The 13835-nt window shown below is 59.8% G+C and carries 13 protein-coding genes; 5 read left to right on the top strand and 8 right to left on the bottom strand.

The window, feature by feature from the left end; genetic code table 11:
- Window positions 1-34: 34 nt before the first annotated feature.
- The gene (gene rhaI / locus EDE09_RS07240; protein WP_105371347.1) at window positions 35-1327 is read left to right on the top strand and encodes an L-rhamnose catabolism isomerase; all 1293 of its coding nucleotides are present in this window, start codon (window positions 35-37) and stop codon (window positions 1325-1327) included.
- Between the two features lie 39 nt (window positions 1328-1366).
- On the opposite strand, the gene EDE09_RS07235 is transcribed toward rhaI, so the two are convergent.
- Window positions 1367-3334: a protein-L-isoaspartate(D-aspartate) O-methyltransferase gene (locus EDE09_RS07235; RefSeq protein WP_132409485.1), complete on the bottom strand. Its 1968-nt coding sequence runs from the start codon at window positions 3332-3334 to the stop codon at window positions 1367-1369.
- Window positions 3335-3668: 334 nt separating this feature from the next.
- On the opposite strand from EDE09_RS07235, the gene EDE09_RS07230 reads away from it, so the two are divergent.
- The 4 genes from EDE09_RS07230 (at window position 3669) to EDE09_RS07215 (ending at window position 6687) form a co-directional block, all read left to right on the top strand.
- The gene (locus EDE09_RS07230; protein ID WP_105371349.1) at window positions 3669-5786 is read left to right on the top strand and encodes an EAL domain-containing protein; all 2118 of its coding nucleotides are present in this window, start codon (window positions 3669-3671) and stop codon (window positions 5784-5786) included.
- Between the two features lie 89 nt (window positions 5787-5875).
- Complete coding sequence (locus tag EDE09_RS07225) at window positions 5876-6070, top strand: hypothetical protein (protein ID WP_105371566.1); 195 nt, start codon at window positions 5876-5878, stop codon at window positions 6068-6070.
- A 1-nt stretch (window position 6071) separates the two neighbouring features.
- Complete coding sequence (locus EDE09_RS07220) at window positions 6072-6293, top strand: hypothetical protein (RefSeq protein WP_105371350.1); 222 nt, start codon at window positions 6072-6074, stop codon at window positions 6291-6293.
- Between the two features lie 88 nt (window positions 6294-6381).
- Window positions 6382-6687, top strand: coding sequence for a DUF982 domain-containing protein (locus EDE09_RS07215; RefSeq protein ID WP_105371351.1), 306 nt, complete (start codon window positions 6382-6384; stop codon window positions 6685-6687).
- A 26-nt stretch (window positions 6688-6713) separates the two neighbouring features.
- On the opposite strand, the gene EDE09_RS07210 is transcribed toward EDE09_RS07215, so the two are convergent.
- The 7 genes from EDE09_RS07210 to EDE09_RS07180 all read right to left on the bottom strand — a co-directional run bounded on the left by EDE09_RS07210 (window position 6714) and on the right by EDE09_RS07180 (window position 13767).
- Entirely contained in the window at window positions 6714-7859 is a 1146-nt protein-coding gene (locus EDE09_RS07210) for a glycoside hydrolase family 88 protein (protein WP_105371352.1), read from the bottom strand.
- A 4-nt stretch (window positions 7860-7863) separates the two neighbouring features.
- The gene (locus EDE09_RS07205) at window positions 7864-9378 is read right to left on the bottom strand and encodes a glycoside hydrolase family 28 protein (protein ID WP_105371353.1); all 1515 of its coding nucleotides are present in this window, start codon (window positions 9376-9378) and stop codon (window positions 7864-7866) included.
- Between the two features lie 5 nt (window positions 9379-9383).
- Window positions 9384-10640, bottom strand: coding sequence for an ABC transporter substrate-binding protein (locus EDE09_RS07200; RefSeq protein ID WP_105371354.1), 1257 nt, complete (start codon window positions 10638-10640; stop codon window positions 9384-9386).
- 32 nt (window positions 10641-10672) lie between these two features.
- Window positions 10673-11785 carry an ABC transporter ATP-binding protein gene (locus EDE09_RS07195; RefSeq protein WP_105371355.1) on the bottom strand — a complete coding sequence of 371 codons (1113 nt, stop codon included), beginning with the start codon at window positions 11783-11785 and terminating at the stop codon, window positions 10673-10675.
- A 4-nt stretch (window positions 11786-11789) separates the two neighbouring features.
- Window positions 11790-12605, bottom strand: a complete 816-nt coding sequence (locus tag EDE09_RS07190) for a carbohydrate ABC transporter permease (RefSeq protein WP_105371567.1) — start codon at window positions 12603-12605, stop codon at window positions 11790-11792.
- A gap of 95 nt (window positions 12606-12700) precedes the next feature.
- The gene (locus EDE09_RS07185) at window positions 12701-13585 is read right to left on the bottom strand and encodes a sugar ABC transporter permease (protein ID WP_132409483.1); all 885 of its coding nucleotides are present in this window, start codon (window positions 13583-13585) and stop codon (window positions 12701-12703) included.
- Window positions 13582-13767 carry a hypothetical protein gene (locus tag EDE09_RS07180; protein WP_132409481.1) on the bottom strand — a complete coding sequence of 62 codons (186 nt, stop codon included), beginning with the start codon at window positions 13765-13767 and terminating at the stop codon, window positions 13582-13584. The genes EDE09_RS07185 and EDE09_RS07180 overlap by 4 nt, the downstream gene beginning before the upstream one ends.
- Between the last annotated feature and the right edge of the window lie 68 nt (window positions 13768-13835).

Here is a 13835-nt window from a genome sequence, read left to right as displayed (position 1 = left end):
TGGACGCTTCGGTTGCATCAGGGAGGAGATCGTCATGACAGATCTGAAGATTGCCGGCGACGTTGTCGCTGCTGAAAATGAAAAGCGGACACCAGCGCTCCAGTCCGACTACCAGGCGCTTGGCGAGAACCTGTCACGCCGCGGCATCGATATCGACGCGATCACCCGAAAGGTATCCGAATTTTTCGTCGCGGTCCCTTCCTGGGGCGTCGGCACCGGGGGAACACGTTTTGCCCGCTTTCCGGGGCAGGGCGAACCGCGGGGCATCTTCGACAAGCTGGATGATTGCGCTGTCATCCATCAGTTGACCCAGGCAACGCCGACCGTTTCGCTGCACATCCCCTGGGACAAGGCGGATGCGAAGGAATTGAAAGCCAAGGGTGACGCGTTGGGGCTCGGCTTCGACTCGATGAATTCCAACACCTTTTCCGACGCACCCGGCCAGGCCCAGTCCTATAAATACGGCTCGCTCAGCCACACTAATGCCGCGACGCGCAGCCAAGCGATCGAGCATAATCTCGAATGTATCGAGATTGGCAAGGCGGTCGGCTCCAAGGCGCTGACCGTCTGGATCGGCGACGGCTCAAATTTCCCGGGGCAAAGTAACTTCACCAAGAGTTTCGAGCGCTATCTTGCCGCCATGGCGGAAATCTACAAGGCCCTGCCGGATGACTGGCGGCTGTTTTCCGAACACAAGATGTACGAGCCGGCGTTTTATTCGACGGTGGTGCAGGACTGGGGCACCAACTACGTGATCGCCAACACGCTCGGTCCGAAGGCCTTTTGCCTCGTCGATCTCGGTCACCACGCGCCGAATACCAATATCGAGATGATCGTCGCCCGCCTCATCCAATTCGGCAAGCTCGGCGGCTTCCATTTCAACGACTCGAAATATGGCGATGACGACCTCGACGCCGGTGCAATCGAGCCCTACCGGCTGTTCCTCGTCTTCAATGAACTGGTCGACGCCGAACACCGCGGCGTTAAGGGTTTCCACCCGGCCCATATGATCGATCAGTCACACAACGTCACCGATCCGATTGAAAGTCTGATCTCCAGCGCCAACGAAATCCGCCGGGCTTATGCGCAGGCCTTGTTGGTCGATCGCGCAGCTCTGGATGACTATCAGCAGGAGAACGATGCGCTAATGGCGTCGGAAACACTAAAGCGCGCCTACAGGACCGATGTTGAGCCGATTCTCGCCGAGGCTCGCCGGCGTGCGGGAGGGGCGGTCGATCCGGTAGCCACTTATCGTGCCAGCGGTTACCGCAAAAAGGTCGCGCTGGAACGGCCGGCCTCGGCTGCAGGCGGTGGCGGGATCATCTGAAGCCAATCCCAAGCTGACTCGACCTGGCGCCGCTCGTCGCTACAGGCCAAAAGGATAGGTTTCCGGGACGCCCTCGTGCTTTTCGACGAGTCCGAGCGGCGTAACCGGCGTCGTTGTGTCGAACCACACGAAAGCGTCGAACTGTTGCGGCAGCGATGCGTACATATAGTGGCTCAGGCGTTCGGTTTCCGGCCGGTAGATCACGCCGATGAAACGTTCGAGCCGCGGCTCCAACAATTGCTGCCGCACTTCGGGGTGTTTCGGCATATCGAGCAGAAAGCGCTTGTGCCGCGTCATATGGAATAGGCTCTCATAACTGTCCTCCAACGTGGGGCGGATGGTTTTTATCTCCATATCCCCATCCCAGTCGGTTGCGGCGACCACGTCTCCTTCATGGGTGCCGAAGCCGACGAGAGCAGCAGCAGCGCCAAAGCGCTGGCGGCAGAGCTGGCCGATATTCACTTCTTCTCTGGATGTTCCCATGTCCGTATGCCGCGCATCGCCGATGTGGGAGTTATGAGCCCAGACGACAGCCTTCGATTGCGAGCCGTGCGCCTCCAGCAGTTGCTGGAGCGCCTCGAACATATGGGTGTCACGCAGGTTCCAGGAGTCCGCACCGCCATAATACATGATCCGGTAGTAGCGTTCGGCGGAAGCAATCAGGCGCGCATTCTGGGCTGCGTCAAGGAGGTCATCACCATCTTCGCCGGCTCGTTGGAGCTGACGTTCGAGTAATTCCCTGCACTGGGCGACCACCGCCTTCTCGCATTTGTCGTAACCCTCGATCAGCACCGCGCGGCCATAGGTGGAAGGGTCGTTCTGCCAAGGCGTCAGGCATCCGTAACGTTCTCTCGCCACCCTCGCGGCCTTTGGATCCGTGCGGTCGAGATAGGCAAGCACGGCCGCGATTGAGCCGCTCATATTATAGATGTCGAGACCGTAGAAGCCGACCCGGTTGCGCTGATCCGGCACAGCGGCGTTGTATCTGTGCAGCCAGCCGATAAAGTCCGCGACTTCAAGGTTGCGCCACATCCATGTCGGGAAGCGCTGGAACTCAACCTCGCCGGACCTTCCGGGCCTGTGCCGGACATAACGGTCGATCGCGGCGGCATCAGGCCAGTCTGCCTCGACGGCGACGATCGTAAAACCGTGATGTTCGATGAGGCGGCGAGTGATCGCGGCGCGGGCGCGATAGAATTCCGATGTGCCGTGGCTGGCCTCGCCGAGAAGTACCACGCGGCGATCGCCGAAACGGTCGAACAGCGCTCCGAAGGCGGGGTCGTCGAAGTCGGGAAGCGGTTCGGCAGCGTCCGAGATCAATTCAGGAAGCGGTTTTGGGACACGCCTCGATTTCTCATACGCGTCGCGCCATCCATATTGGCCCACGAGCGGGACGAAGCGAACGCCTCCCAAATCCTCTTCTTCGAAGGTCGCAGCGCTTGTCCGCGTCACGCGGACCAGCCGTTGAGCGCCTTCCGAACCGATGGGCATGATCAGGTGGCCTCCTATTTCGAGCTGCTCCTTGAGTGCCGGCGGCACAGATGGCCCGCCGGCTGCCACAAGAATTGCGTCGAACGGCGCGGCTTCCGGCCAGCCTTTTGTCCCGTCATCCACCCTGGTTGCGATGTTGCCGAACCCCAGGCGGCGGAACCGGCGTCTGGCCTGTTCTCCAAGGCTCGGATATCGCTCGATGGTGTAAACTTGATCGGCGATGCGGCTGAGAACAGCCGCGGCATAACCCGAGCCAGTGCCGACCTCCAGCACGACATCGCCTCGCCCGATCTTTGCCCGTTCTATCATCAACGCAACGATATAGGGTTGCGAGATGGTTTGCCCTTCGCCGATCGCAAGGGGTGTGTCCTCGTAGGCGAACTCTTCGAACCCGCTCTCGACGAATGCCTCGCGCGGCACCTCGCGGAAAGCCCGGAGCAGCTCAGGGTTCCTGAGGCCCCGACGTGCTATCTGCGCCTCTATCATGCGCTCACGAGCGTATTCGAAGTCCTGCATGGCGTTCGTCCCGCAAACTTCACCCCGTTGCGGGCTAAACTATGGTAACGGCAAGTGGTTTCAAGAAATGCCGTCGCCGGATTGACAAAAAATCGCCCGGTTTGCTTCCTTCAACTCAGGTGGCCGTTCCGCTGTCCGCAGGTGCGGAAACGAGGGCATGCGAAGCGGCACGATTTCTGATGCTGCAAACTGTGTCTATGACGGCTTCCATCCGATAGAATCATTAACCAGGAACGAAAAATGGGGGCAAGTTTAATCTCTCGTTGATTAAGGTGATCTAATATTTGACCAGGCAGGCCAACCTGCTGTTTGTACAGAGTAACGCTGGTCAAGAATGCAGAGCCTCCGCACCCGATCATCTCGGTCCGCACTTCTCGTCGTCGCAGCCGTGACGAGTTTTTTTGTCCTCGTTGGATCGGTACTCGCCTTCCTGGTCGCCATCGCCGTGCGAGACATGACCGAGGCGGCCACGACGATCGATGACGCGCGGGCCTCACACGCGGCCTCGGCTGCCGTGGAAGCTTTTCAAAGCCGATTGCGGGCAACCGTCAGGGATAACGCGGTCTGGGACGATGCTTTCAAGGCCATGGCGTCGGATAACGCCCAGGAATGGGCCTATGAGAACTGGGGAAGCACGACCGAGGACTACCCTCTGTACGATATTGCGATCGTACTTCGAGCCGATGGAAGCACACTGACTGCTCACAAGAAAGGCGAGGAATTCGATCCCTTTGAATATTTCGGTACGGCGCTTCCGGATCTCGCAAAGAAGGCGGCGCAATCGGGTCAGGAGCCGGTGAGCGGATTCGTGAAAACGGCCGACGGCGTCGTCCTCTTCGGAGCCGGTTCTATCCAGCCCTATGAGGAGACCCCGGATGTGCAGCAGGCCTTCAATACGCTGATCTTTGCCAAAGTCTTGAACTCCGAAGCCATCGCCGAAATCGCCAAGACTTTTGATCTGGGTGGACTATTTGTCGTCGATGTCCCCCATATTCAGACGCTGAATACAGTTCTGCCCGACATCGACGGAAAAGCCGTGTCCTACCTGGAATGGCCGAGCCGGGATCCCGGCTCCAGGATATACTACGGGGTCAAGGCCTACCTGATGGCTGCCGCCCTGCTTCTGTCAGCCTTCTTCATTGCCATCGTAGCGACCGGGCTCTTCTCCGCTCGCGGCTTCAAACGGCGCGCCCAGGAGGTGCATCACCGGGCGATCCATGATCCGTTGAGCGGGCTTCTCAACCGCGCCGGGTTCCTGGAGGAGGTGGAGCGGCGTCTGGCCGACAAGGAGGAGGTCGAACTTCACCTTCTCGATCTCGATGGTTTCAAGGAAGTCAACGATGCATGGGGACATGCGGTCGGCGACGAACTCATCAAGCTCGTCGCGGCGCGAGTGACGGCTCTACTTCCTGCGGGCGCATCTTTTTCGCGCCTCGGCGGGGACGAATTCGCGATCGCTGCGACCAGAAGTGACACCAGGGAACTGTCTTCCTCCATACTGGAAGCCTTGAGCCGTCCGTTTGAGATAGGCGGCAGGACGATCGAGATCGGCGTGAGCATCGGCATCGTGGCCACGGATGCAAGTGCTACCGATCCGCTGGAGTTCGTCCGACGCGCGGACGTCGCCTTGTATCGGGCCAAGGAAAGTGGCCGGGGACAGGCGGTCGCATATCATGCGGAACTCGACCTGGAACGGGAAAGCCGCAGCCAGTTCGAAACGAAACTCCGCGCGGCAATTGCGTCCAACAGCATCCGCCCGGTCTACCAACCACTTGTCGACGCCGCCACTCAGGAATGGAGGGGGGTCGAGGTCCTCGCCCGATGGACGGCGGAAACCGGTCCCGTCAGTCCCGAAATTTTCATTCCGATCGCCGAGCGGGCCGGCCTGATCGACGAGCTTGGGCTGCTTATTCTTGCATCGGCAATCGATGAAGTCGGGACGTGGCAGGATATCGCCATTTCCGTGAATGCGTCGCCGATCCAGCTGAGAAATCCGAACTTTGCGGCGAACGTTGTCGCCTTGCTGAAGGCGAAATCATTCGATCCGAGACGGCTTACGCTCGAAATTACCGAAGGGGTGTTGATGGCTAATCCCGAGCAGGCTAAGCGATCGATTGCCAACCTGAAAGCGGTGGGCGTCAAGTTCGCTCTCGACGATTTCGGCTGCGGTTACGCCAGCATCGGGGCGCTGCGCGAATTCGGCTTCGACCGGATGAAGATCGACCGGTCGCTTGTGATGGGGATCGACAACGAGCGGGGAGCACAGATTCTCAACGCAACCATCCTGCTCGCAAATGCACTCGACATTCCCGTGACGGCCGAGGGGGTAGAAACACCCGCGCAGGCCAAGGCTCTTTACCTTTCCGGCTGCGATCAACTGCAGGGTCATCTTGTGGGGAAACCCATGGAAGCGGCTGAGATCCAGAAGAAGCTCCTGTCCCGCGCGGCCTGAGCTGCGGCTGACGGGGCCGTCGCGTCGCGCGGGGGAACTCTGAGAGTGCCAGTTTGTTATCCTTGTCTCAAGGAGGTTCAAACATGGGTATGAATACACCAAAACCAGGCGCTCCCGGCACTACGGATCAATCTCCACGTTGGGAAGGTCCGCAAGAAAACAGGCCTCGCGGGTACATGCCAGCCAAAGACGATCCCGATCACGATCGTGATGCGCTTGGCGAGAACAATCAGGATCCTTCCCGGGAAAAGGTGTCGGATGCCGGCAAGACCAAGGGAGACTGAGATGAAGAAAAACCATTCGGGCACCGGTCCCGAGGCTGATGCCAAGGGGCAGTTCGCCAAGTCTCAGGCTGATCGCAAGAGCAGTGGCGTGCACAGCGCGAAACCTACCGTCATCACCGGATCAGAGGATGCTACCGCCCATCGCAATCCGCCGGGCACCAAACGGGTTGCAAACGATTGGGATCCGAATTTCGATCCGGCGGACGCGAGCAAGGAGCGCTGAACCGGATTCAGGCCTCTTGAAACGTCAGATCCCATTCACCAGATTGATTTCGCTTCTTTTATCCGGCTGAGATTGAAAGGAGGAAATCATGAACATCCCGGATATGCCGTTTAGAGTGCCAGTGACGATCCGTCTCCAGTCGGGCCTGGAACGATGCTTCAGAACTGTTTACGACGCGCTCGATTTCCTGGAGAACGAGTGGCCGCTGAAGCGCGGCGAACGATATGACCGCGCAGTTCGCCGTGCTCGCGCCGCCCTGAACAGGATGGTGCCCACGGAAGTCGCCCGCGAGGCCTTCATTTCAGCATGCCTCGAGGCTGGCATGCCTGCCGTCATGGTCGGCGCCATCGGCTTTTCGCAGCCGACGGTTGGAAGGATGGCTGCTTCCGCTTAGGGCCGGCATCCGGCGATCCAGCCGTTTCATTGCCTGGCGGCGCTGAGTTTGATCCGCTCCTCGGTTGGAATGTCAGAGGATCGCCGGGCGGCGGCTGGCGTCCGCAAGGTCTCTGCGAAAGCCATCATCAGCGGGCCGACGCCCTTGATATCATCGGCCCGTATTTCCTCCGAAAGGTAATACTCCACCGTCCCGTCACGGTAGCGGCCGTTGAAGCCGCCCAGACCGGCGACGCAGCAGATATTCTGCAGCCTCGATGTTCCCGTTTCATCCGGGCGCAACTCATGTTCGACAAGGGAGCGGAGGCTTTCTTTCCCGGCATGAGCAAAAGCTGCCGAGCCTTTAAGGCGGGCGAGTTTTTGAAGGAAATAGGCGAACATCGCGGTGGCGGAGCTTTCCGCGTAATTCCCCCTCACATCGGGCCGATCGATCACCTGCAGCCACCGATGATCGGAAGTTTGCAAGGCAAGCAGCTTGGATGCGAGTGCCGAAGCGCGGAGAATGAGATCTTGCCGTGCCGGGCCCGGCGGAAGGCTCTCGATGATATCGACAAAGGCCATGGCCAGCCAGCCGATCGATCGGGCCCAGTGAGCCGGGGACAGCCCGCTTTGCGGGTCCGCCCAAGTCTGTTCGCGCGACTCGTCATAACCATGCCGGTAGAGTGCCGCGTCGCGGTCGTAGGTCAGGTCGAGGGCGGTTGAAAATTGCTGAAGAGCCTCATCAAGCATATCCGGCCGGGAGGCGGCGCGCGCATATTCGATCTTGAAAGGCAGAGCCATATAGAGGCCGTCCAGCCAGATCTGATGCGGGTAGCGGAGTTTGTGCCAATAGACGTCGCTGCCGGTACGCGGATGCGTATCGAGCTGCCTTGCGAGAGGAGCGGCGGCATCAAGCCAGGCGGCGTCGCTGGTCAACCCATAAAGGAAAACGAGGGCGCGGCCGGGGAGGATGTTGTCGATATTGAATTCATCGATCTCGTAGCCGATCAAGCGGCCTTGCGTATCGATCTGACCGCCGACCAGGCGGATGAGATGATCGAGCCAACGCTTTTCGGAGGTCGCTTGATAAAGCGTAATCAGACCGCGATAGAGGCATCCGTCTTCATAACACCAGGCTCCGCCTTTGTAATATTCGTATCCGCGGGCGTAATCGTCGAAATAAGTTTGAAGCATGGGCTCAGTCTTGGGCTGGATGGATCGAAGCCGGCGAGAGCATCGCCAGGCGACTAAAAGTGGTGTTTTCCGCGACAATGCCGGCGTGACGAAGGGGCGGGAGGAGACAGGCCATTTCCGGCACTTCCGCCTTGGCATCTGGCGCGAAGGAAACTGTGTAGTTTTCGAAAGCGATATCGCAGATGGACGCTTCGGGCAGACCGTAGAATACGGCCGCAGCGGTGCGGGCGCCCGAGACCGTGACGTTCTTCACCGAGATCGACCGGATGTTGGGCGTCTCGTCGGAAACCGGCAGGCGGGCGCGCGACTGGACGTAGTCCGACCGCCCGTCGGCATCGCAGAAATAGAAGGAGTTGACCGCCACCGGTGTTGCGACAGCCTCTATTAGGCTGTCTGAAAACCGGATATTCGACACCGTTCCGCCACGGCCTCTGCGCGTCTTGATCCTGAGCCCCCGGTCGGTTCCCCGGAAGTGGCAATTCGTGATCTGGATGTCGCGGACGCCGGCGCTCATTTCGCTGCCGATGACCACGGCGCCATGGCCGCGCTCCATCAGGCAATTGGAGATCCTAACGCGCTCCGTCGGCCGATCAGGCCCGCCGTTCGGGCTGCGCTTGCCCGCCTTTATGGCAACGCAGTCGTCTCCGACAGAAATATGAAGGCCGGCAAGGCGGATACCAGAGCTGCTTTCCGGATTGAACCCATCCGTATTGGGCGAGTCCGGATCATTCCGGATCGTGAGATCCGCCGCGAGCAGTCGGCTGCAAAGCACCGGATGTACCGTCCATGACGGTGAGTTGCGGATGGTGAGGCCTGAGAGAGTGATGTCTTCGCATCCGGAAAGGAAAACGGTGCGGGCCCGTCTGGCACCCTGTCGCGTCTCCTTCGGCCAGAACCACCAGTCGCCGCGATCGCCGCCGCCGTCGATGATGCCTTTTCCGCTGATCCGGATATTGCGGCAGTCGATCGCGTTGATCAGGCTGGCGTAACACGCCTCCGTCACACCTTCCCAGGTGCCGAGCACGCGGCCATCCGGGTGGCGGGCTGGGAGGATGGGAAAGGTTTCGCGGTCCGAGACTGCAGCCAGTTCGGCTCCTTCGTCGAGCAGCAGCGTCATGTCGCTCTTGAGGAAGACAGGGCCGCTCAGCCAGCGCCCGGGCGGTATCCGAAGCGTCCCCTCGGAGGGGAGAGCGTCGATTGCGGCCTGGATCGCTTCAGCATTATCTGATGAGCCGACTGAGGCGCCGAAATCGCTGATGTCGGTGAGAGCCGTTTCCTTTCTTGTCGTGAACTCAAGGCGGGCTTGACCAATCTGGAGGGAAAGATGGCTGCCCGGTTCGAGTTCAGCGACTGTAAAGACGACGCGTCTCGTCGTCCCTTCAGCCACGATATCGCCATCGACCTTCCGAACGGTCCAGGCCAACGAAGAGTCCCGTTCGAAAAGATGCCTTTCGGCATCGACACTGAAGGTCGCACTGCGTGGTCCGGTGGTCAGAAGTTCGATGGCGGCAATCGTCACGATGTTCAGATCCCCGTCAGCGCTTCGTTGATGCCGGCGATGATCTCAGCGGCCGCGTCCTCGGCGGATTGCTGGCCGTAGGCGAAGGCCTCGAAGTTCGTGTCGAAAGCTTCGGTGACACGCGGATGCTCGTTCAGCGGCGAAACTCCAGGACTGCTGGGTTCCATCACCCGCTTGTAGGCTTCCAGCTGGACAGGCTTGACCTTGCCTTCCTTGTTAAGCACATCGAGTGCGGCCTTGCTGGAGGGAATGCCGCGCGTTGCGCCCAGCACCTTTACCGCCGCCGGATCGTTGAGAAGGCAATTGACGATCTGCGCTGCCGCTTTCGGGTCCTTGCTGTTCTTGGAGATGGCAAACAGCATCGATGGCTTGCGATAGACGCCGTCGATCTTCGCTCCGGCGACGGTGAGCAACTTGACCGGGACGAGTTCCTGGCCCTTTTCCATGGGCGTGGAAATCTTGCCGTAGGTGCTGTCCCACTGGTACGTGCCGGCAATCTGACCCTTTGCCCATTTCTGGTTTTCATGCAGGGGCGTATTGCCGCCGGCTGCGACTTGCTTCCAGGACTCGATCACGCCCTTGTCCACTAGGGTCTGGTAGAACTTCAGCCCTTCGACGAGCTCCTCTTCTGTCCAGGAAACCTTGTTCGTTGCGGGATCGATCAGGTCCTTGCCGGTCTTCTGCGTCGTACGCAGGATGACCATGAGGCGGGCGTCGAGTGCAGCGCCCTCGAAAGGATAATAGTCCTTGCCGAGCTTCTCCTTCATCTTCGGCGCGGCCGCGATCAGTTCTTCCCAGGTGGTCGGGATCGGCACGCCGGCCTTGTCGTAGGTCGTCTTGTTAAACATGAAGACGCGGCCCGTGGTCGAGACCGGGATGCCGTTCAGCTTGCCCTTAACCGTACCGCTGTCGAGATCGGCCTTGGACCATTGGCCGAGGTCGATGATGTCCTTGTACTGGTAGAGATCGGCAAAGCCGGTGCCGTTCTTGGTGAAAAGCGGTAGCCACGGCCAATTGACCTGCATGATGTCGGCTTCGGTGCCGCCAGCGAGCTGAGTGGCGATCTTTTCCTGATGCCCCTGGAAGCCGGTGAATTCCGGCGCCACGGTATGGCCGAATTTGCTGCCGCAGATCTTTAGCGCTTCCTGGGTTGCGAGGTGGCGGTCGTCGCTTCCCCACCAGGACATGCGCAGGTCCGCAGCAAATGCGGTCGAAAGGCTGGTGGCGGCAAACAGTGCCGCGGTCATGATCATGGTTCTCATTTTGGCTCCTCCCAAGTTGGAACGCTGAAGTTTCAGATCGCCAGGCTGATGTTTTCACCTGTTTGGCGATCGAACAGGTGGACTCCCTTTGGGTCCGGGCTCAGCCAGATCCAATCATCGCGAAGCGCGGTCCGGTCATAGGCAGCCGAAGGTACGATGGCGATCAGGCGCTTCGGCCCGATGTCGACGTAGAGATAGACCTCGTGGCCCATGAACTCGATATGGTTCACCTTGCCCTTGAGCGTGCCCGCGGTCTTGGCTTCGGCGATACGCAGATGCTGGGGCCGGATGCCGAGCGTCACCCAACCGGACTTTCCAACCGACAGCCGGTGCGCGAATTCGTCCCCGAGTGCGACCGTCTGATCCGCGGCCTTAACGTGGGTTTGTCCTTCAAGCTCGCCATCCAGAAAATTCATCTCCGGGCTGCCGATGAAGCCGGCGACGAAGGTATTGGCCGGACGGTTGTAGAGCGTCATGGGATCGGCGACCTGCATGATGTGGCCGTCCTTCATGACGCAGATCCGGTCGCCCATGGTCATGGCCTCCGTCTGGTCGTGGGTGACATAGACAACCGTTGCCTGCTGTCCTTCCGCCTTCAGCCTCTTGTGCAGGTCGGTGATGCGAACGCGCATCGAGGCGCGCAGCTTTGCATCGAGGTTCGAGAGAGGCTCGTCGAATAGGAAAACCTGCGGTTTCTTGATCAGCGCGCGGCCGACCGCGACACGCTGCGCCTGGCCGCCGGAAAGCTGCTTCGGCAGCCGTTCCAGGAGCGGGTCTATTTCCAGCAGTCCCGAAACGTGCTCCGTCGCCTTTTCGATTTCTTCGGCAGGGCGGCGCTTCAGCCGCATGCTGAACGACAGGTTTTTGCGCACCTTCATATGCGGGTAGAGCGCATAATTCTGAAAGACCATGGAGATACCGCGGTCGCCCGGCGGTTTGTCGTTCACCAGTTCTCCGCCGATCCGGATTTCGCCGCCGGTAATCCGTTCGAGGCCCGCGATCATGCGCAAGGTCGTAGACTTGGCGCAGCCGGAGGGGCCGACCAGCACCATGAACTCGCCGTCCTCGACATCGAGGTTGATGCCATGCACGGCGCGAAGCGAACCGTAGTCCTTTTCGAGATTTCTCAGTTGCAGACGTGCCATGTCGCTATCCCTTGATGCCGCCGGACGAGATGCCGTCGATGAAATATTTCTGCGCGAGGAAGAAGACCGCGAGCGCCGGCGTCAGCGCCAGCACGGACATGGCGAGCACGCGGTTCCACTCGAACGCCTCAGTGGTGTCGATCGAGAGTTTCAGCGCCAGCGAGACCGGATATTTGTCGACCGACGAAATGTAGATCAGCGGCCCCAGGAAGTCGTTCATCGTCCACATGAACTGGAAAAGGCAGACCGAGATGAGCGCCGGCATCAGCAGCGGCACGACGATGAAGATCATCGTCTGCCAGGTGGTGGCGCCGTCGACGCGGGCGGCTTCCTCCATGTCGCGCGGGATGGCGCGCAGGAACTGCACCAGCATGAAGACGAAGAAGGCGTCTCCTGCAAAGGCAGACGGCACCCAGAGCGGCAGGAAGCTGTCGAGCCATCCCAGATCGCGGAAGAGAAGATATTGCGGAATACGGGTCACCACATTCGGCAGCAGAAGCGTCGCGATCAACGACGCAAACAGCAGCTTCTTGAACGGGAACTCGAAGCGGGCGAACCCATAGGCCACAGCGGTGCACGAGATGGCGGTGCCGATGACCTTGGGGATCACGATCCACAGCGTATTCAGGAAGAATGTGCCGAAGGAATAGGGCGTCGAGGTCTGCCAGCCCTTGATATAACCGTCGAGCGTCGGGTTTTCCGGCCAGAAGCCGGGATTGGCAAAGATCTCAGAATTCGTCTTGAACGATGCCCCGATCAGCCAGATCAGCGGGTAGAGCATCAGGAGGCCGACAGCGGCGAGCATCAGATAACGCAGCATGATGCCTGCCTTGTGGCGGCGATGCTCGCGGGCACGGATGCCGGCAACCTCGCCAACCGTCGACGGATCATGGGAGAGAACGTGTTCGGTCATGGTCAGCTCCTCTTGTCGCCGGCGTAATAGACCCAGTGGCGCGAGGACCAGAAGGCGATGAGGGTGAGCGCCATGATGATGACGAAGAGGACCCAGGCGATGGCCGATGCATATCCCATGTCGAAACGCTTGAAGGCTTCGTCATAGATGTAGATCGGCAGGAGATAGGTGGACTTCAGCGGGCCTCCTTGGGTGATAATGTAAGGGCCGTTGAACTCCTGGAAGGCCTGGACCATCTGCATGATCAGGTTGAAGAAGATGACAGGCGTGATCAGCGGCAGGGTGATGTAGATGAAGCTCGTCCACTTGCCGGCGCCGTCGATGGAGGCGGCCTCATAGAGCGTCCTGTCGATGCTCTGCAGCGCGGCCAGGAAGATCACCATGGCCGAGCCGAATTGCCATAGGCGGAGCAGGGTGATGGTAAAAAGCGCATTGGTGGGATCGCCGAACCAGTTGACGGATTCGAAGCCGAGCAGGTTCAGGCCCATATTGACGAGGCCGACATCGGCAAAAATGTAGCGCCACAGCACCGCGATCGCGATCGAACCGCCGAGGATCGAGGGGACGTAGTAGGCCGTGCGGAAGACGTTGATGAACTTCAGCTTGTAGTTGAGGATCACGGCCATGAAGAGCGCAAAGGCGAGCTTCAGCGGCACGGTCGTAAACACATAGACGAGCGTCACCCAGAGCGATTTGCGGAAAGTGCGGTCGTTGGTGAAGAGCTTGACGTAGTTTGCCAGACCGATGAAGATCGGCTCGTCCATCAGGTTGTAGTTCGTGAAACTCAGATAGAGCGAGGCGACGAAGGGCACTGCCGTGAAGATCAGCAGCCCGATGATGTAGGGCGATAGGTAGAAGAGCCCGAGGAACCGGCTGTCTCCGCTCATGTTGCTTTCCCCGCTTTAACAGGTGCCTCCGACAGGCGGTGCATCGCCGCGGCAATTCCCCCGCGGAACAGGCCTGCAGTACGATCGCGAGACAATGCCGCCCGGTTGAGGAAGCGGTCGCCGATATAGGCTATATTAAACGAAGAGACAGTTCCCGTATTGTGCATCGCAAATTCTGGCATAGGAATCCCCGGGGGTCCGATACGTATCGGGCACCCTGCAGATTTCCGCCATTTCCTCCCAATCTGGC

It is taken from the genome of Neorhizobium sp. S3-V5DH, assembly GCF_004343065.1.
Classification (GTDB): Bacteria; Pseudomonadota; Alphaproteobacteria; order Rhizobiales; family Rhizobiaceae; genus Neorhizobium; species Neorhizobium huautlense.
Note: the sequence above shows the minus strand (reverse complement) of the source record. Positions and strands in the feature narration are given on the sequence as shown.

What these genes read in the sequence shown, in the direction of transcription:
- EDE09_RS07220 (WP_105371350.1), top strand. Translation starts at nt 6,072, where the DNA reads ATGAAGAAAAACCATTCGGGCACCGGTCCCGAGGCTGATGCCAAGGGG.
- EDE09_RS07190 (WP_105371567.1), bottom strand. Translation starts at nt 12,605, where the DNA reads ATGCTGCGTTATCTGATGCTCGCCGCTGTCGGCCTCCTGATGCTCTAC.
- EDE09_RS07200 (WP_105371354.1), bottom strand. Translation starts at nt 10,640, where the DNA reads ATGAGAACCATGATCATGACCGCGGCACTGTTTGCCGCCACCAGCCTT.
- EDE09_RS07235 (WP_132409485.1), bottom strand. Translation starts at nt 3,334, where the DNA reads ATGCAGGACTTCGAATACGCTCGTGAGCGCATGATAGAGGCGCAGATA.
- EDE09_RS07225 (WP_105371566.1), top strand. Translation starts at nt 5,876, where the DNA reads ATGAATACACCAAAACCAGGCGCTCCCGGCACTACGGATCAATCTCCA.
- EDE09_RS07185 (WP_132409483.1), bottom strand. Translation starts at nt 13,585, where the DNA reads ATGAGCGGAGACAGCCGGTTCCTCGGGCTCTTCTACCTATCGCCCTAC.
- EDE09_RS07230 (WP_105371349.1), top strand. Translation starts at nt 3,669, where the DNA reads ATGCAGAGCCTCCGCACCCGATCATCTCGGTCCGCACTTCTCGTCGTC.
- rhaI (WP_105371347.1), top strand. Translation starts at nt 35, where the DNA reads ATGACAGATCTGAAGATTGCCGGCGACGTTGTCGCTGCTGAAAATGAA.
- EDE09_RS07195 (WP_105371355.1), bottom strand. Translation starts at nt 11,785, where the DNA reads ATGGCACGTCTGCAACTGAGAAATCTCGAAAAGGACTACGGTTCGCTT.
- EDE09_RS07180 (WP_132409481.1), bottom strand. Translation starts at nt 13,767, where the DNA reads ATGCCAGAATTTGCGATGCACAATACGGGAACTGTCTCTTCGTTTAAT.
- EDE09_RS07210 (WP_105371352.1), bottom strand. Translation starts at nt 7,859, where the DNA reads ATGCTTCAAACTTATTTCGACGATTACGCCCGCGGATACGAATATTAC.
- EDE09_RS07215 (WP_105371351.1), top strand. Translation starts at nt 6,382, where the DNA reads ATGAACATCCCGGATATGCCGTTTAGAGTGCCAGTGACGATCCGTCTC.